Here is a 20,382-nt window from a genome sequence, read left to right on the forward strand (position 1 = left end):
GGGGACTATTTCATGAAAGAACAATTTTTATTAAGCAGCGATCATCCGATCCTGAGCAACCATAAAGCCTTTGGTCAGGAACTGCTGCCCGGTCCGGCTTATGTCGACCTGATCTACCAAGTATTTCGGGATAACGGGTACGATTGGAGAGAGCTGGAGCTTTGCCATGTATCGATTTATCATCCCTTGGCGGTGGGTCACGATTACGAGGTGCTGATCGATATTGTTGTGGAAGAGAAGGAAGCGGGATGCTGGAGCATCGTTGTAGAAGGCCGCGAATCGCGGGATGGAGCGGTCAGCCTGGAGGCGAAACGATATGCCGATGCCCAAATGCGGAAGATTCAACCCGTTTCATTTGATAAGACGATCAATCTCGGGCAAGCCATGAATCAGGCGGATGCTTCCGTCGATCTAGATGAGGTCTATGCGCAGTTTCGTGCGCTAGGCCTCATCCATACCGGCATGATGAAAGCAGAAGGGCAAACCTTCCAAACCTCAACAGGCGTGCTCATCGAGCTTGCATTGGATCGCAATTCGCGCGACAGCGCCGAAGCCGTGCTGTTTCATCCCGTCTTGTTAGATGCAAGCGGTGCAGGTGCCTCGATATTGCTGCGAACGCATGTCGGGGAAGAGCAGCAATTGTTTCTGCCCTTATATATTGAATCCTTTCGTGCGGAGCAGCTCATTCAAGAGCGCTGCTATACACAGGTTCTCGCTTCCAGTGTTCAACGAAAGAACGAATTGCTCAGCATGACGCTGGAGCTATTCGACAGCAAGGGCCGCAAAGTAGCAGAAATGAAAAACTACACGGTGAAGCTGGTGAGGGCGGCATCCGGGATCGGTTCATCTGCCGTCTCCAGAGGTGGAGATGACCCGTCCGTCACAGTACCGGCACCGGCTCCAGTCAAAGCGGGGCATGCTCTCAGCGGGGAGCGCACTTCCGCCGTTCAGGCGGCCGTTTTTCTGGCCGGCATCTTGGCTGAGCGCTTGAATATGGCTGAAGCGGATATTGATCGGAACGCGGGCTATTATGAGATGGGATTGGATTCCCCAGGCTTGCTGGAGATGGTTAAGAGAATAGAAGCGAAGGTAGGCGTATCGCTTCCGCCTACGCTGCTTTTTGAATATACGACGATTGCAGACCTATCCGTTTACTTGGCCGAACACTACGCTTCGGCATTCGCGGATGAAAGCTTCGCACCGGCACCGGGCGATGGAATCGATGCCTCCCGATTGCAGCTTGAAGAACATCGGGACAACAGGATGACACCTGCAGATTCCAGCAGCCGCGCAGAGGCATCAACATCGCAAGAAGAGGATATTGCAATCATCGGAATGTCAGGCCGTTTTCCAGAGGCAAACGATCTCCGCGAGTTTTGGCAAAATCTGAAGGACGGCAAAGACTGCATCAGCGAAATTCCCCCTTCACGATGGGATTGGAAACAGTTTGAAGACTTAAAGTCTCCTTCGGGCAAAGGGGTTTCCAGATGGGGCGGCTTCATTGATGACCCGGATTGCTTTGATGCGCCGTTCTTTCGCATATCGCCTCGCGAAGCGGAATTCATGGACCCGCAGGAGCGGATTTTTCTTGAAACCTGCTGGGAAGCCATTGAAGATGCTGGATACCGTCCGTCCAGCCTCGTAACGCCAAGAGGACCGAACAAACGGAACCTTGTCGGCGTGTTCGCCGGTATTATGCATAAGGATTATGCGCTACTTGGGTCGGATCTTATGGCGCAAGGCGTGCTATTCCCGCTTTCTTTGAGCTACTCGTACGTGGCGAACCGGGTTTCCTATTCGCTTAATTTCCATGGCCCCAGTCTGGCAGTCGATACGCTGTGCTCCGCATCGCTGACAGCTGTCCACATGGCAGTAGAGAGCATCCGGCGCGGAGAATGTGAAGCTGCAATTGCGGGCGGTGTCAACTTGTCGCTTCACCCTGGCAAATATAAAACGTTCGGCATGGCCAACATGCATTCGAGCGACGGTTATTGCCGCACGTTCGGTAAAGACGGCGACGGATTCACATCCGGAGAAGGGATTGGCGCGGTCGTACTAAAACCGCTCAGCGCGGCCGTCAAGGATGGCGATCAGATATATGCCGTTATCAAAGGCAGTTCAATCAACCATGTGGGTACGGTTAGCGGCATTACGGTGCCCAGTCCGGTTTCGCAAGCTGAATTGATTGAAGACTGCTTGAATAAGGCTAATATTCATCCGAGAACGATCAGCTATCTGGAAGCGCACGGCACAGGCACGTCGCTCGGCGATCCCATCGAAATCCAAGGACTGGTTAAAGCTTATTCCCGCTATACGGATGACCGTCAATATTGCGCTATCGGTTCGGTCAAATCCAACGTCGGTCACGGCGAGTCCGCCGCCGGGGTTTGCGGATTGATTAAGGTTGCGCTACAGATGCATCATAAAACGTTAGTGCCGTCGCTACATTCCGGCGAAACGAATCCATATATCGATTTTGAGCAATCGCCATTCTATATCCAGCGACAGGTAGAACAATGGGAGCAGCCTCGGCTGATCGAAGCAGGAAAGGAAACGGTATACCCGAGAAGGGCAGGGATCAGCTCCTTTGGCGCCTACGGCTCAAATGCGCATGTCATTCTAGAGGAATGGGTGCCGCAGCAGGCTTCTTCCGCGAGCGGCGAGCCGTCTGCCGTCATTGTGCCGTTATCGGCCAAAAATGAAGATCGCTTGAAAGCGTATGCGGATCGGTTAGCGCGGTTCCTTGCAGATGAGGCTGGATACGTGGCTAGCGTTAAGGAAATGGAATCACAGAGCGGGCTGGCAGCCAATATTCTGCGAATGGTTTCAACTGTTCTGAAGGTGGAAGAACAAGACATCGATTTCGATCAAGACTGGTCGGAATACGGCATGGAGACGGCTCACCTGTCTGCTGTCCGGGATCAACTGCTGCGGGAATATGAAATCGAGACCGACAGCATCGATTGGTACGAGCTTCGATCAATCTCTGATGCCGCCGAATCGCTGCATCTGATCCTGAATCGCAATCGTCATGCGGAAGGCGGGGCATCTCAGGAGATGAGCTTGTCGTCCATTGCGTATACGCTTCAGACCGGACGCGAAGAAATGGAAGAGCGGGTTGTCTTTCTAGTCAGCAGCATCCGGGAACTGGCCGAGAAATTGAAAGCATATGCGGATGGTAAACCTTCTGTTCCGAACTGCTGGAGAGGTCAGCTGAAGAAGAAGTCCGGCGTGCTGGCGGAAGTGGCGAAAGCTGACGACCGTTGGTTCACAGAAGGAAACATGGCTGAAATCGCACAGTCTTGGGCTCAGGGCAGCGATATCGAATGGGGACGGCTTTACCGTGCCGATAAACCGAGAAAAATGCATCTTCCGACCTATCCTTTTGCGAAAAACCGATACTGGCTGCCGATTGCGGCGAAACCGCAGGACAGCCTGCCAACAGCGGTACAGCAAGCAGGAAGCACAACCAAAGCGGCAAGTCCGATCTCGCCTCAGGGAGAAAGCTCAGCCGTAATTGACGCTAACCAACGTATCGTGGAAGCTGACGCAGGTGCCGGTTCGCAGGATATGCTGCGGCAGTTTACTCCGGTGTGGGATACGTTCGCCGTTGAGCCGGAAGGCGACTATTTCCCTGCCGTATCGGAACGGATCGCTGTATTTGGTCTCTGCAACGAACGTTTCGCGCAAATCCGAGCCCTATATCCGGGTTCCGTAAATTTGGGTAATGACGAAAACGCATCCGTGGCTGATATCAAGCGGAGTATTTCCGGCTTTGAGGATATCGGACATTTTATATGGGCAGTTCGTGATCCTGCTGCTAATGACGGTATCTTGGACGATGCGCTGATTACCGCTCACAATCAGACTACGCTCAGCTGCTTCCGGTTTATTCAAGCGCTGTTGCAATCCGGCTACGGTTCAAGGCCCGTCGGTCTCACGGTCATCACGACCCAGGCCCAAGCGGTATACAAGAAAGACATCATAAAACCGGCACAGGCAGGCGTTCACGGACTGATCGGCTCGCTTGCTAAAGAATATCCAAACTGGATGATTCGTCTTATCGACTTGGAGTCGGATTCGACATGGCCGGTGGCCGAGATGTTCCGGATCTCTGCAGACCGGAAGGGCGGGGCTGCGGTATACAGAGGGCGTGAGTGGCACCGTATGCAGCTGATTCCAACTGTTCTTCCCGCTCCGAAGGCGCCGGTGTACCAGAATGGAGGCGTATATGTCGTCATCGGCGGCGCCGGCGGGATCGGCATGGTATGGTCGGAGTATATGATTCGTACCTATCAAGCGCAAATCGTATGGATTGGCCGCAGCCCGATGAATGACGCCATTCGAACCAAAATTCACAGTCTTTCAGATCGTGGTCCCGAGATTCGGTATTGGAGTGCAGACGCATCGGACATCCATTCGCTCTCGCAGGCTTATGTCGAGATTAAGCAGCGCTTTGGCTCTGTAAACGGCGTCGTTCATTCGGCAATGGTATTAAACGAGTATAGCTTGGCTGAAATGGATGAGGTTGCTCTTCAAGCTGCGCTCTCCGCTAAAGTTGACGTGAGCGTCAGGATGGCGCAGGTATTTCGCGAGGAACGGCTGGATTTCGTACTTTTCTTCTCGTCGCTCATTAGCTTCATTAAGAATCCACAGCAGGCTCATTATGCGGCCGGTTGTGTCTTTAAGGATGCTCTCGCGCACTTGCTGGCACAGCAGTGGTCTTGCAGTGTTAAAGTTCTGAACTGGGGATTTTGGTCAAGCGACAAGGTCGAGGATACGGAACAATACCGGATGCTGCAGGAGCTTGGAATCGGGCTGATCGAGCCGGAGGAAGCGATGCAGGCGATCGAGAGAGTGCTTGACCAGTCGCAATTGCAGCTGGCTGTCATGAAAACGACGAAGCCGATCCCCGTCGAAAGCATGAATCCCAAAGAAGAAATTACGGCTCTTGCTGCAGGGCAGCGGTCAGCTGAAGCAGGCCGAAGCCTGCCTGCCGCCTCTGAGCGACCCGATATCGGACAGCTGAAGCGTGAGAACGCGGAGAAGACGGATGAGATGAACGCACTTCTTGGCAGGCTGTTGTTCGTGCAGCTTCGACAAACGGGGTTATTCGCTTCCGGAACGTTCGATCTGAAACAGGCAATGGCTGTTTCAGGAATCGCCGAAGAGCTGTATGCCGAATGGCTGAGTCAGAGCGTTACTGTTCTCGTAGAGCTCGGGCTGCTGTCCCGCAGCGGCCATCTTCTGTCGGTTACGTCAGTCACGGCAAGCACCGAACACGGGACGGTATGGGAGCAGTGGAGGCAGCATACCGCTAAATGGCGGGAGGACGAGAAAACAAGAGCGCAAATCGTATTGGTAGAAACAACGCTGAAGTCCTTGCCGACCGTCCTTACAGGGAAATCCGCAGCGACCGACGTGCTCTTTCCGAACTCGTCAATGGAACTTGTAGAGGGGATTTACAAGAGCAATCCGGTAGCAGATTATTTCAACGATGTAGTGGCCGAGGCAGCCCTGCATGTAGTCAGACAGCGTGTACAGGAAAATCCGCAGGCGCAAATTCGTATTCTGGAAATTGGCGCGGGCACAGGCGGTACGTCTGCGGGCGTGCTTGCCAAGCTTGCTCTCTATAAGACCCATATTGCGGAATACTGCTATACCGATCTATCCAAAATGTTCCTGCTCCATGCGCAGAAGGAATACGGACCTAGCTATCCGTTCCTGACGTATCGCACGTTCAACGTCGAGCAAGCTCTTGCGCAGCAAGGCGTTGATGCCGGTCAGTATGATCTTGTCATAGCCGCGAACGTCCTTCATGCTACGCGTAACATGCGGACGACGGTTCGCAACGCCAAAGCGGCATTGAAGCCCGGAGGATGGCTGCTTTTAAATGAAATAAGCAGCGGCGCCCTATTTACCCATCTTACGTTCGGACTGCTGGAAGGCTGGTGGCTGTATGACGATCCCGGCATTCGGATCCCGGGCAGTCCGGCGCTCTCGCCCGAAAGCTGGCAGCAGCTGCTTGAGAGGGAGGGCTTCGGTGCGATCGGCTTCCTAGCCCGGGATCATCACGACCTGGGACAGCAAATCGTTGCGGCGCAAAGCGATGGAATCATCAGACAGTCTAGATGGGAACAGCGGAAAGGAATAAGCGCTCAGCAGTCTGCAACCCAATCCGTTTCAACATTGACGAAAGAGCGGAATGATGTAGCACATGCGGATTCCAGAAGCGAAAGCGAAGACAGCTTATTTGCCTTGAATGAGCAGATGCTCCAGGATGAAATCAAATCGTTGATCGCCTCCCAGCTGGCGGAAACGCTGAAGCTGGATGAATCATCGCTCGATATGGATGACTCTTTCGCAGACTACGGGCTTGATTCCATTTCCGGTGTGCATATCGTCAATACGCTTAACGAACGTTTGCAGATTGAGATGAAGACGACCATTCTTTTTGACTACAGTTCGATCAATCAACTGGCCGGTTATTTGCTGTCTGCGCATAAAGAGGCTGTCGTGTCCGCATTTAGCGACCGACTCGCTGCCGTTTACGAGCAAGGTTCAATTCCTCTTGAAAGGGAGGAGCAAGCTGTCCATTTCGAATCCTTGCAAACGAAGGCGTCCGCGCAGCCGGCCGAGGCCGCTGTATCCGTTCGGGCTGCGGAAGCAGCAGTTAAAGAACCCATCGCCATAATCGGAATGAGTGGCCGCTTTGCCAAAACGAACACGCTGGATGAATTGTGGGACCATTTGGCTCAAGGTCATGATCTTGTTGAAGAAGTTACCCGGTGGGATCTATCGAAGTATGCACCCAAAGGCATGCCTTACTGCAATCACGGCAGCTTCTTGGATGAGATCGATAAGTTCGATCCGTCCTTCTTTAATATTTCCGGACTCGAGGCTACCTATATGGATCCGCAGCAGCGCATGTTCCTGGAGGAATCATGGAAGGCGCTGGAGGATTCGGGTTATGCGGGCCAGAGCGTAGAGGGTCGTGCCTGCGGCGTGTATGTCGGCTACAATATCGGCGACTATGTGCACCATATCGGAGACAACTCGCCTCCGCAAGCGATGTGGGGGAATGCTCCATCCATTATTCCAGCCAGAATCGCCTATTATTTAAATCTACAGGGGCCTGCCGTTACGGTGGATACCGCCTGCTCCAGCTCGCTCGTATCCATCCATCTTGCCTGCCAAGGCTTATGGACCGGCGAGACCGAGATGGCGCTGGCTGGGGGCGTGTTTATCCAAACGACGCCAACGTTTTATATCAATTCCAACCGGGCCGGCATGCTGTCTCCTTCGGGCAAATGTCACACGTTCGATAATCGGGCGGACGGCTTCGTGCCTGGCGAAGGGGTCGGGGTCGTCGTTCTGAAGCGGCTGAAGGATGCTATTGCCGACGGCGATCATATCCACGGGGTTATTAAGGGTTCGGGCATTAACCAGGACGGGACGACAAACGGCATAACCGCTCCAAGCGCCAATTCACAGGAACGGCTGGAAAAGTCCGTCTATGAGCGTTTCGCCATTCATCCGGAGCAGATTCAAATGGTGGAGGCGCATGGCACCGGAACCCGTCTCGGCGATCCGATCGAGTTCGAAGCATTGAACAGTGCCTTCAGCCATTACACGGATAAAAAGCAGTTCTGCGCGATCGGCACAATAAAAACAAATATTGGTCATACAACCGCAGCTGCAGGTGTCACAGGCGTTTTCAAAATTTTGCTGTCGCTGCGAAACCGGCAAATCCCGCCTTCCTTGCATTATGAGACGGGCAATGCGCATATCAAGTTTTCCAGCAGCCCGTTCTATGTCAATACGGAGATTAAAGATTGGGCGGTTCCATCGGGTTCAAGGCGGATTGCAGCCACCAGCTCCTTCGGCTTCAGCGGCACCAATGCGCATATGGTCATTGAGGAGGCTCCAGCTCCTTTGCGCATGCATGCATCGAGGCCGTTTTATCTCATTACGCTGTCAGCCCGCAGCCGGGAACAGCTGAAGCAGCAAGCCGAGAGGCTGTTGGAGCATTGCCAGCGGGTACCTGGCATTGATGCGGGAAACATCAGCTATACACTGCTGGTTGGGCGCCGTCACATGAATCACCGGTTGGCCTTTATCGTCAAAGACGCTGAAGAGTTAAAACAGCTGCTCTCCAACTGGCTATCGCGCGGTAAAATGGCGCAGGTGTACGTATCCGAGTTAGCGGAAAACGACGTTCGCGAGCAGCAATCGTTAAAGCGGTTCGGCAATGCCGCGATCGAGAGCTGCCAAACGTGCACGAATCCAGGCTTGTATCTGGAGCATCTGTCCACGGCAGCCGAATTGTATGTTCAAGGCTATGCGCTGAATTACAGTCAGCTGTTTGCCGGCGACTCCTATTCGCGTGTTCCGCTTCCGACATATCCGTTTGCCAAAGAGCGTTACTGGGTTTCGAATACTGACTATCCGCCGCAGGATCCACAAAGACGCAAACCTATGAAAGCGTCTAGCGAATCTTTGCCTCTGAACCTTCAGCGCGCTTCGTTGAAGGACACTTCAGGCCTTTTGTTTCAAACGGTTCTGACGGGGACGGAGTTTTTCTTGACGGATCATTCAGTTCGAGGTCGAAAGGTGCTACCTGCCGTCACCTATCTGGAGATGGCGCGGGCGGCTGTGACGGAAGCATACGAAAAAGAATCAGGTCAGCCAACGTCCCCCGTCTTGCTGCGGCATATCGGATGGGCACAGCCAATCGTCGTGGAAGATCGTTCCGTCACGGTGAACATTCATCTGCAGCGTAATTCCGAAGCGGATTTCTTCTTCGAAATTTATACGGAAGCATCGGGTCATCCGGCGGGAAGAACGGTTCACTGTCAAGGAACAGCGGCATTAAGCGAATCCGTTCAAGTGGCGCATACCGAATTGCTCGAAGAACATCAGGCTAGATGTGACGTCGGACTCATCACCGGCGCCCAATGTTATGACATGCTTGGCCGGCTAGACATGGATTACGGACCTGGCCATCGTGCTATTGACCGAATCCAGGTCGGTAAAGGCGAGCTGCTGGCCCGTTTGGAAATTGCGGATTCCGCCTTGTCCACACTGGAGCATTATGTGCTTCATCCGGGCATGATCGATTCGGCGCTGCAAGCATCAATCGGAATGGCCGCATTACCTGTAGATTCGGAAGGAGGAACCGGATCGGAAGCAGCATTAAGGCCGGGACTTCCTTATGCACTGGACCGTTTGGTGATTTTGGGTCCAAGTACAGCGGTCATGTGGGCATGGATTCGAAGAAGCTCCGGAAGCACCACAACAGGAGCGATTCAAAAGCTTGATATCGACATCTATGATGAATATGGAAAACACTGCGCGATGCTGCAAGGCCTCTCTTCGCGTCAATTGGAAGAGGAATCGGAAGCGGCAATGGCTATGGAAGAAAACGCTCCGCTTCTATGGAATCCGGCATGGGCCGAACGAAATGATGAAGACCGAAGCGAAGCGTGCACAATCACCCGGCGGTATATGTATCTGCTGGAAGAAAACCAAAGCATGAACGGGCAGCTGGCCCGAGCGTTCCCTGAGGCGGCGTGCAAGGTGCTGAAAGCAGAAGGGCCGGTGATCGAGAAACGGTATGCCGGCTATGCGGAGCAGCTCATGGTTGACATTCAGAAGATCTTAAGGGACAAGCTGGGCGGTCAGACACTGATCCAGCTGCTGATCCCCGCTTCCGGTGAGCAGCAGCTATACGCCGGATTAGCCGGTATGTTGAAGACGGCGCATCTGGAGAATCCGAATGTATGGTGCCAGTTAATCGAATTTGATGCAACCGTCTCATCCGATCAACTGCTTTCCTTTATAGAGATTGACGGCCGTCATCCATCGGTCAGCCATATTCGCTATGAAGGAAGCCGGAGGTATGAAGCGGTAATCGAAGGCCTGAATACGGCGGACGTTGTGGTGGAAGCGCCGTGGAAGGACAGAGGCGTCTACCTCATCACGGGCGGTGCCGGGGGACTTGGATTGATCTTCGCACAGGATATCGCTAGGAAATCCCGTGAAGCGGCAATCATTCTAACCGGAAGGTCAGAGCTTGACCGTAACCGTCAGGCCCAATTGGAAACGATTCGCGAATTAGGTGCACACGTGGAGTATCATACCGCAGATGTTCGCAAGGAATCGGACATGGCGGCACTGATGAGTGGAATTGTAGCACGACATGGCCGATTGAACGGCATCCTTCATGCTGCAGGTATGAAGAAGGATAGCTTCCTGATCCATAAAACAACAGACGATTTGATTGCTGTCTTGGGACCTAAAGTGGATGGGCTCATAGCATTGGACAAAGCAACAAGCGGGCTGGAGCTCGACTTCTTTATTCTGTTTTCCTCGCTTTCCGGATGCCTCGGAAACTATGGGCAGGCGGATTATGCGGCAGCAAACGGGTTTATGGATGCCTTCGCCGCTTATCGGAATGAGCTGGCAGCGGCTGGCCAGCGGCAAGGACATACGCTTTCGGTGAATTGGCCGCTGTGGCAGGAAGGCGGCATGACCGTCGATCCCGCAACGGAAGCGATGATGGAGCAGCGCGTGGGAATGAAAGCGATGCAGAGCCAGCAGGGCATTCAAGCGCTTTACGCTGCGCTAGCAAGCGGGAAGCACCAAGTTGCGGTGACGAACATGGCTTTGAGCACAACGCCGCTCAAGGAAGAGTTGGCGACAGCGCAGCAAGCTCCCGCGGCCGAGTGGCAATCAGATAGAGATAACCTGCTCGGACCAGACGAGTTGTATGAGAGAACGATGCACTACTTAAGGGAGACCCTGTCATCCTATATACGCATGCCGCTGCATCGTATGGATACCAAGACTTCTTTCAGCAAGTTTGGCATTGACTCGATTATGGCGATGCAGCTTACGGCACAGCTTGAGAACGAATTAGGCTCGCTGCCGAAAACCTTGTTCTTTGAGTATGAAAATATACAAGCGCTGTGTGAATATCTTCTCGGTCATTATGAGCTTGAGCTTCGTCGGCTGCTTGCGCCCGAGCTAACGCAAGTGATAACAAAGGCACCTTCACCGGTCTTAGCGGCTGCTCATTTATCCGTTACGCCGGCTCCAGCGGCGACAAAACCAGTGTTAAAGCCAGCGACGCTGATCCGCGAGGAGATATCCGAGCGTCAACCTGCGTCCGATATCGCGATCATCGGATTGTCGGGCCGCTATCCGGGAGCGGACGATTTAGACCAGTTCTGGGACAATCTGAAGAGCGGGAAGGATTGTATTGAAGAAATACCCGCTGTTCGTTGGCAAAGCGGCAAGTATTATGATCCTGAGAAAGGCAAGCCGGGCAAGAGCTACTGTCAATGGGGCGGGTTTCTGAAAGATATCGATCAATTCGATCCGATCTTCTTCCAGCTCTCACCCATGGAAGCGTCTTATATAAACCCGCAAGAGCGGCTGTTTCTCGAGTCCGTATGGAACACGCTAGAGCAAGCGGGATATACAAGCCAGACGCTTGAGCATGAGTACGGCAGCAAAGTCGGCGTGTATGCCGGTTGTATGTACAATCATTATCATTTGCTTAATAAGGACCCGGCGAAGGAGCCGCTTCTTGCTCTGTCCTCGTATAGCTCCATCGCCAACCGGGTGTCCCATTTCTTTAATCTCAAAGGTCCGAGCATCGCTGTCGATACGATGTGCTCTTCCTCGGCGGTCGCGATCCATATGGCATGCGAAAGCTTGCGGAAGGGTGAATGCGAGCTGGCGATCGCTGGCGGTGTCAATCTTTCGATTCATCCGCAAAAGTATGTCGGCTTAAGCATGTCGCGTTTGGCTGGCAGTCATCCTGGAAGCAGAAGCTTCGCGGACGGGGACGGTTATTTGCCATCGGAAGGAGTCGGTTCGGTCCTATTAAAACCGCTGGTCAAAGCCATCGAGGATGGTGATTCCATATTAGCGGTGATTAAATCAACCGCCGTCAATCATGGCGGACAGACAAACGGCTACGGAGCGCCGAATCCGAATTCGCAAGCCCAACTGATGGAAGATAGCATGCGCCAGGCCGACATAAAACCAGAGTCGATCAGCTATATCGAGTGTGCGGCTAACGGGTCATCCATCGGCGATGCAGTTGAAATAGCAGCGATGAACAAGGTGTACCGCAGCCATTCCGGTACGAAGCGTGCTCTGCCGATTGGGTCCGTCAAATCCAACATCGGGCATGGGGAAGCTGCCTCGGGCATCGCCCAATTAACAAAAGTCGTTCTTCAGTTAAAGCATAGGCAGCTTGTTCCGACAATCGGCTCGGACACAGCCTTGAATCCGAATTTACGCCTTGAGGAAACGAATTTCCGTATTCAGCGGCGTTTAGAGGACTGGCAGCAGACGGAAAATGAAGCGCCACGTGGCGGAAAATTCCCGCTTCGCGCGGCGATCAGCTCCTTTGGTGCCGGCGGTACGAATGCTCATCTGATTGTCGAGGAATATGTGCCGCCTGCTGAAGAGCCGTCTGTACAGGAAACTGGAGATCAATTATTGATCCTCTCGGCCAAAAGCCGGGAACGTCTGAAGGAAGCCGTGTACCATGTACGTCAGTATGTGAAGCGGAACGAGGAGCTTTCGTTGGACGATCTGGCCTATACGCTGCAGGTCGGTCGTGAATCCACGGACTTCCGCCTTGCTGTAACAGCTAGCAGCAGGGAAGAATTGATGGCAGCGCTCTCGTACTATCTTGATGATACCGGCAGTTCGGTTCCGCTATCCGGGAGCTTCGGGTTATACGAAGGAAATGCGGGCGGACCTCCGGATGATATGCTCAGGCTCCTTTCTGGTAAGAACGGCCGGCTGTATATGAAGCACTTGATGGATGAATATGATGTCGAGAAGCTTGCCATCTACTGGTCAAAGGGCGGCGATATGGACTGGAGGGAATTGTATCGCAGCCGAAGAAAGGGGAGAATCGTACCATTGCTCACTTACCCGTTCGTCAAGCAGCGTTGCTGGCTTGAATCCCAACCGGAAGCGGGCTTAGAGCGGACCGAAGCTGAGATGAGCAAGAACGATGAGATGAGCGCACAAAAGGCTCAGCTTGCCATGAACGGGAATGATGCAAAGACGATCGTCTTAAACAGCGTCGCTCTACTTCTTGGCATGAAGCCGAAAGAGATTCAACCCGATAAGCGATTGATGTATTACGGATTGAGTTCGCTTCATCTCACGCAATTGCTTGCAGGACTGCAGAAAGTGGCTGCTCCATCGATGGAGCTCCCCGATCTGTTGACTTGTGAAACGATTCAAGACTTGATCGACAAGGTGCAAGCGAACTTCCCGCCGGAAATCGATGATCTTCATGTTGACGGCTCTTTTTTGGAGGAGAACTTCAATCAGCAGATCATTCGGCTCAATCCTATTACGGATGGAAGGCCGGTATTTTGGATTCATGGCGCATCCGGAGGCGTGGAAGTATATCGTTCTTTAGCCGCGTATGCGAAAAGACCGTTCTACGGTATCCAATCGTTCGGTGATACCGGCGATGAAGCACCTGAGGGCATAGTGGCTATTGCTTCACAATATGTCCGACTCATCCAAGCGATTCAGCCGGAGGGCCCTTATGAGCTTGGCGGATATTCGCTCGGCGGTATGTTGGCCTACGAAATGACGCGTCAGCTGCAGGAAGCGGGTGAGACCGTATCGTCTTTGGTCATGCTGGATACGATGTTTAGCCCGGAAGTCCAGAGTACGACCCTCGATCAGAATTCTATAGCCCTGCAAACCGTTAACATGGCGTTGGCAGCCGCCCATGGCATTGCCTCGACCGATGAGAAAGGTCATCTCATCCATAGGGATGAGATTGATGGCGACAACGGATTCGATGTATTCTTTGAACGTCTAACCGAGCTAGCCGAGCATAGAGGACTGGATATTCCTAAGCGGTTGATGGAGAAGCAATTCGAGCGTCAGTTTTCCATGCAGCAGCGCTACGGGTTGATAGACTATAAGCTTCTGCCTCTGCCTCGGCCTGATGAGGTGACCTGCTATTACTTCCGAAACCAGAGTGGGGTGTTCATGGGACCATGGGAACCTTATTTAACGGCAAAAGAAGGGGCAGTTCCGTTCGACCATCTGCCTTACTGGGAGGAATGGGTTAGACAGATCCCACAGGCGTACGTGATGGACGTTGAAGCCTCGACACATATGACAATGCTCGAAGACGAAGCCGCAAGACAAACGATTTATGCGTTCTGCGAGAAACTTTATGGAAAGCGGCCGCTTTCGGCACGTTTTTTACAATCCTTCTATAAGCAGCACGCCATGTTCGTATAATACACTGACAAAAGCGAGGTACGCAGATGCGTATCTCGCTTTTTTTGTTTCGGCAAGCCAAAATTCTCCTGCGGCTGCTGAGAAACTTTGGGCAATTTTGAGGCGTGTCAATGAAGATGAACGACGATAATATGTAGTCTAGGGTGACAGTAAATATAGCAATGACAGATGAGAAAAAACACCCGCTCTCACGAGTAGGTGTCATTATGCATGTTTACTCTAACTACCACTATCCTCTATAAGTAAGGATATAAAAGTCTGAAGTAGCAGTTGTAATGACCCAGCCTGGTGGAATTTGGGTAATTTTTGCGGTCTGTACGGTCGTTCCAATGCTAGCCCCTCCCACATACATCCATACAAAGTAATCCGAAGTTGCTTGGGTGATCACCCAATTTGCTGGAATTCGAGTGAACTTTGCAGTCTGTACGGTCTGTCCAAAGCTTGCTCCTCCTACATACATCAGTTGATAAAAATCCGAAGTTGCTAGAGTAATCACCCAGTTTTCTGGAACTTGGGTTATTTTTGCGGTCTGAATTGTATGTCCGAAGCTTGCTCCTCCTACATACGTCCATACAAAGAAATCACTTGTTGCAAGAGTGATCACCCAGTCTTTTGGAATGGGGGTCGTTCTAGCAGTCTGTACTGTCTGACCCAACCTTGCTCCACCTACATATTGGATGACGTAGTAGTCACTCATTACTGTTGTAATGACCCAATCTGGAGGAATCGGAGTAGATTTTGAAATTTGTCTTGTAGCTCCAAAATTAACACTAGTTATTCTTGATACTTTACGAGAGTCGGTTGAATTATTTTGAAGTAACGTTTCCTGAGAAGATGTAGTGAGTTCAGTAGCCTTGGTAGGAATGGATAAAGACATTGTCACTACTAGTAGACCTAAAGCAGAAACCATACTTTTTTTAAGCATGAACAAAACACCCTCTCATAAGAAATATTTTCTGTTAGGATTCGCTTTTGTCTTATTAAGCACCTTCAATCATTTGGTGTTTTTTCAATATTTTTACATAAAGTGTTATAGACTTAATCGGTCAAATCAACAATTCAAAACAACCTTACTATCGTTTTTTGTATGCGTATCTACATGACAACGCGGCGGAAGCCGAGAAAGAACTAGCAAAAATTACATCGGATAAACTTCGCGGCTACATCACCGTAGTGGTAGAGCTCCATCGCCCATGTGGCGTGACTAAGCAAGCCTATTTCTTCAATATAGCCCACTCGACTATAACAAAATTAAGAATCAGACCAGCCCAAATGTTTACATTCAATACCTCTCCAATGACGGTTTCCATACCATGTGGAAGAGAAAAACCGTGTAAAATATAGTAGAGAAGGAGTAATACTGGCACTAAAAGTCGCGCGCTTATGGCAACTAATGTCATTCCAAAACTGCGAATCATCCATTTTCGGTGTTCCTCATATTGCCTGTTGATGGCGGTACGGTATCCTTTCCAGCAAGTGAACAGCCAAGCCAAAGATAAGACAAGGAAGCTTGTTGCCTTCATGAAATTTTCTGCATAAAAGATACTCCCTAAAGAGAGTAGTCCGCTGATAAACACACAGTACACATAAACCCTCCCAAGAAAACGATGTATTCTTGGGTTCTTCAGGCGAATGCGGTCGACAAATTGGAAAAAACCAGTGAGAAGAGCAATGAAAGCAGAAACGATATGAGCAACTAATAACGGATAGTGAACAGTGCCGGAAATAATCGTTATTCGACTGTTTGTAGGATCTAATGTTAAATAGGGATACATAAATGGAAGGATAACCACTAGAGATACAAGAAATAATCCCCACCAAATTTTAGGGAGTTTCATGACTTCTTCCCCCCTAGAATATGAGCATGTTTTACGGTGGAGAGAGATCCCCAGAAGAGAAACAAGGCAATAACCGGGTGAAGTGCAGATAGGATTCCTAAGTTAGAGGAATAAATAACGGTCAGGAACTGCGCAACGATCATTAGGTATAATCTGAGACAAATCCAACGAAGATGTACGGGCAACTTTCCAAGGAAAGAGAGAACCAACATGCCGACTGGAATCCATGCAAAATATTGAGCCAAGGTTCTATGCATTTCCCAATGTTCTCCGTTGACGAACAGCCCAAGACCTGCCAGTGATACTTGAACAATAATGAAAGCAAAAAACACCCATGCGAGGACAATAAACATGTACCTCGATATTTTCACACGAGGAGGGGGAAGGGGGGTCTTCTCATTCATCTCAAGCATGCAAAAACCGCTCCCATCTGAATAATTTGTCTTACCCCCATCCTAAACGCAAGTTCAAAACAAACCCTAAACGATTTCTAAAAAAAGGATAAAATCTGAACGTCATAACGGCTTATGTATACATTGCAAAAAAAACAAAGACCAACATAGGAAATATCGCCGGTCTTTGACTCATATCAGCTATTAATTAGGCTCTAACACAAAGTAATAGGGTTTGGAGAGAAGATTGTGCAAATGGTCGCGTACTTCCACGTTAGGCATTCGGTTTAATGTTTCGCTAATTTCTCGTTTTATGTCCGCGTACTGGCTCTCATGCTGCTCTTCCGGGCTCTCTTTTTGTTTCTCCTCGTGAATTACTCTAGCTAAACGCTTTGCTATCCCATATAGCTCTTGATTGGTCTCACTATAACCAGATTCATTGGCGTTTGCCAAATATCCGCGCATTTCTGCCAACCGAGACAGGGTATCACGCCAGTTCCATACTTGAATATTTTTTTCTCTTGTTTGAGAGCATATCTCAACAAAAGGATTTTTCGATAACAAATCTTCTAATGTACTCCAGGAATCTGGTCGCAGAGATTCTTCGAGTTTTTGCAGACAGTATGCATCAGGAGAGAGTAACTCTACCACTTCACGAAACGCTGGAATCGAGTTCCGTTGATAGCTTTTGATTCCCCACAAGCTATGTACCTGCAATGCAGTAGCAAATGACTTGCAGTAAGTATCGAGCTCTTCTAATCGTTCCTCATCTAGCTTATGACTAGCAAGAATTCTCGCTTTTACCCTATTATCAGGGATGTTTTCATTCGCTTCGCCTAATTGCATGTTTCTTTTGATGTACGTTCGAACCGTGTCTTTTGGTATCGATCTATCCTCTCGAGCACCGAGAATTCCAAAGCGATAAGAGATAAACTCCTCGAATCCTCTACTACTTCCGAATCCATCATCGATGGCATGCAAATCCGGTTGCACTTCCATCATTTCAGCGAGCACCTGCTCCTCAAGTCCATAAATGCATGCTTCGATATGTGTCCAGTAGCTTCTACATTCGTCTACGTTCCCCAGTACACGTTGATAGACGTCATGGAAGAATAGGATATGAGCAATTTCGTGGAAGTAATTTTGAAAAGGAAACTTGATGTGACTTCCTTCCAAATACGATCCTGCATTTTGATAGATCCGTCCATGTTCTGGTCGGAATAACGTGGGTAGCGTCGAGTGTAAATCTAAGTATAATCCAATCCCTTCATTGTAACTATGTGCCCAAACTGCTAAATAGGTTGGGCTTAACAACAAAGCGATGGAGTGATTGGTAATTTGAACAGGCAAGTTGAAATAGCCGCCGTTTATTTGAGGCTGTAAGCTTAACCAGGTCATCCCAACTGCTAAAGCCTGATATAAAGGAAATTCACCATCCGCTGATGCTTCTTTACAATATCGTTGAAATTGAAGTATATCGCTTACAATTCCATGGTTCTTAAAACCGTAATTACCCTCGAATCTCTCAAGTCCCTCAATAAAATCCTCTGGTGATACCGTTAAAAATACGTTAATTCCATCCACCCAAAGATCGGAACCAATCTCTGATTCCAGCCATGCGTCTGCGTCCTCGGCAAGCTCTCTCAACTGATGATATCTTTCCAACAAATGCGCTTGATTCATAAACTGCACCATCCCGTCATGTTTGCTTACTGCCTGGAAAGCGAGAACTTCTTGGAAAAAATTCAAGAGCACACGAGGTGCTCTTGAACAATCAATTACTTATGACATGCAATTGTTAAAATTGGAAGGGGAAGCAATTTCATTTCTTGAACGTTTTGATTATTAGAAAGTTGTGCTTTCACTACCTTTTTCATGAGAAATCCCGTCCTTTCCAAAATTTTTATATACGGTGATCATGTATGCTTTTTTGACTCTCTTACAAGCACAGATCAACAACTACACGCCATTTCAGCGCTTTCATTTCTTGCACTTGTTTGTTCTTGTTTACTGCTACTTTTACGACCTTTTTCATGAGTTCACACCTCCTTTCTATACAAATGGAATTATGTGCACTTTCTATCAACAAAAGGCTTAGTTGTAATTATAAGGAAAATTGACAATTCATTTCAAGTTAAGAAAAATAAATATTTTCTGAAATATATAAATTTGATTAATGGTGGCTTATTCCAGGGAAGGTACTTCCTGCTGCGACACTAGGGGTGCTTGTAGTAAACTGTATCAGGGGTGTAAGCTTGATATCCGGCAACTTGGAGTAATTGAGCTCATAGCGATTGGAGTGTCTTTCTCTTACGAGGGGAGCGGTACTTTGAGTTATGTATGTTTGAAAAGAATGTTTATTTAGAGTATAGTATCAGAATGAATAAATGAAGGTTGGTTAAGTAACCATCTGAATGAACATTTATGAATGAGAGATATAGAAAAATTAGGAGGATTGTTGTGTCACAGAAAGCACCAGTTTCTTTTGTAGTTACGATAGGATTCATGTTATTTGCTTTGTTTTTTGGGGCGGGCAATTTAATTTTTCCGCCAATGCTTGGCCAATTAGCAGGAACAAATGTATGGATAGCCAATGCAGGTTTTTTGGTAACAGGGGTCGGGTTACCTTTGTTAGCGATCACAGCCTTTGTTTATTCGGGAAAAGAAGACTTACGCTCCTTAGCCAGTCGTGTGCATCCTGTATTCGGAATTGTTTTCACGATTGTTCTATATCTAGCAATCGGTCCGTTTTTTGCGATACCTAGATCCGGCAATGTATCGTTTGATATTGGGGTAAAGCCTTTTCTATCAGAACAGGCAGGTTCGGCACCGCTGATTCTATTTACCATCCTGTTTTTCGCAATTGCCTGCTTCTTATCGCTCAATCCTATGAAAATTATCCATGTAGTCGGAAAAATCTTAACTCCAATTAAATTAACATTTATCGGAATTATTGCAGTAACGGCTATTCTTTATCCAATTGGAGCCCTTCAAGCCCCGCAAGAAGATTACACATCCGATGTATTTTTCAAGGGTTTTCAAGAAGGGTATTTAACATTGGATGCGCTTGTAGCTTTTGTTTTTGGAATGATCATCGTGAATGCGATTAAAGAAAAAGGAGTTACTGCCAAAAAACAAGTTTTGGCTGCGTGCGCAAAAGCAACAATGATAGCCGGTTTACTTCTCGCTCTTTTCTATACCGCGCTTTCCTTTATGGGTGCCTCTAGTGTAGAAAAGTTGGGCCACTTAGAAAATGGCGCTGAAGTTTTGGCGAAAGTTTCGAATTACTACTTTGGTTCTTATGGTGCCGTTTTATTGGGATTAATGATTACAGTGGCATGCTTGACTACAAGTGTAGGGCTTATTACAGCCTGCTCTTCTTTTTTTCATTCATTGTTTCCGAAGATTTCTTACAAAAAATTCGCGGTTATTTTGTCTGTTTTCAGTACACTCGTTGCCAATATTGGATTAACGCAACTCATTAAGGTTTCCCTTCCAATTTTAATGACCATGTACCCGATTGCGATCTCGTTACTCTTCTTGACGTTTCTGCACAAAGCATTCAATGGCAGGCCAGAAGTGTATCAAGGAAGCTTACTTTTCACTTTTCTGATTAGTCTGTTTGATGGCTTAAAGGCTGCTGGAGTCGAAAACAGTGTTGTCCATCATTATTTTACTCAGTTCCTTCCACTGTATGACGTAGGCTTGGGCTGGCTGCTGCCTTCTCTTATAGGTGGGGTATGTGGATACATGATCAGTGTATTCCGGAAGAATACGTATCACGTTCAAAAACAGAAGGAGGCATGAATCTAACTTTTCACATAGACACATGCCACTTAGAAGATGCT

6 protein-coding genes are annotated in these 20,382 nt (G+C 49.3%); 2 read left to right on the forward strand and 4 right to left on the reverse strand.

The annotated features are described in order from the left end of the window. Positions 1–12: 12 nt before the first annotated feature. A complete protein-coding gene (locus HP399_RS04095) occupies positions 13–14,304 on the forward strand; it encodes an SDR family NAD(P)-dependent oxidoreductase (RefSeq protein WP_173616928.1) in 14,292 nt (4,763 codons plus the stop codon). Positions 14,305–14,533: 229 nt separating this feature from the next. On the opposite strand, the gene HP399_RS04100 is transcribed toward HP399_RS04095, so the two are convergent. From HP399_RS04100 to HP399_RS04115, 4 genes are all read right to left on the reverse strand, one after another. Next, positions 14,534–15,229: a hypothetical protein gene (locus tag HP399_RS04100; protein ID WP_173616927.1), complete on the reverse strand. Its 696-nt coding sequence runs from the start codon at positions 15,227–15,229 to the stop codon at positions 14,534–14,536. Positions 15,230–15,518: 289 nt separating this feature from the next. Further along, complete coding sequence (locus HP399_RS04105; protein WP_173616926.1) at positions 15,519–16,142, reverse strand: DUF2306 domain-containing protein; 624 nt, start codon at positions 16,140–16,142, stop codon at positions 15,519–15,521. After that, positions 16,139–16,555 carry a DUF6220 domain-containing protein gene (locus HP399_RS04110; RefSeq protein WP_173616925.1) on the reverse strand — a complete coding sequence of 139 codons (417 nt, stop codon included), beginning with the start codon at positions 16,553–16,555 and terminating at the stop codon, positions 16,139–16,141. Before HP399_RS04110 ends, HP399_RS04105 begins: the two co-directional genes overlap by 4 nt. Before the next feature lie 183 nt (positions 16,556–16,738). Continuing rightward, positions 16,739–18,217: a hypothetical protein gene (locus HP399_RS04115; RefSeq protein ID WP_228088439.1), complete on the reverse strand. Its 1,479-nt coding sequence runs from the start codon at positions 18,215–18,217 to the stop codon at positions 16,739–16,741. Positions 18,218–18,994: 777 nt separating this feature from the next. On the opposite strand from HP399_RS04115, the gene brnQ reads away from it, so the two are divergent. Further along, positions 18,995–20,341 carry a branched-chain amino acid transport system II carrier protein gene (brnQ, locus tag HP399_RS04120; protein ID WP_173616923.1) on the forward strand — a complete coding sequence of 449 codons (1,347 nt, stop codon included), beginning with the start codon at positions 18,995–18,997 and terminating at the stop codon, positions 20,339–20,341. The last annotated feature ends 41 nt before the right edge of the window (positions 20,342–20,382 follow it).

This window comes from Brevibacillus sp. DP1.3A (assembly GCF_013284245.2).
GTDB lineage: Bacteria > Bacillota > Bacilli > Brevibacillales > Brevibacillaceae > Brevibacillus.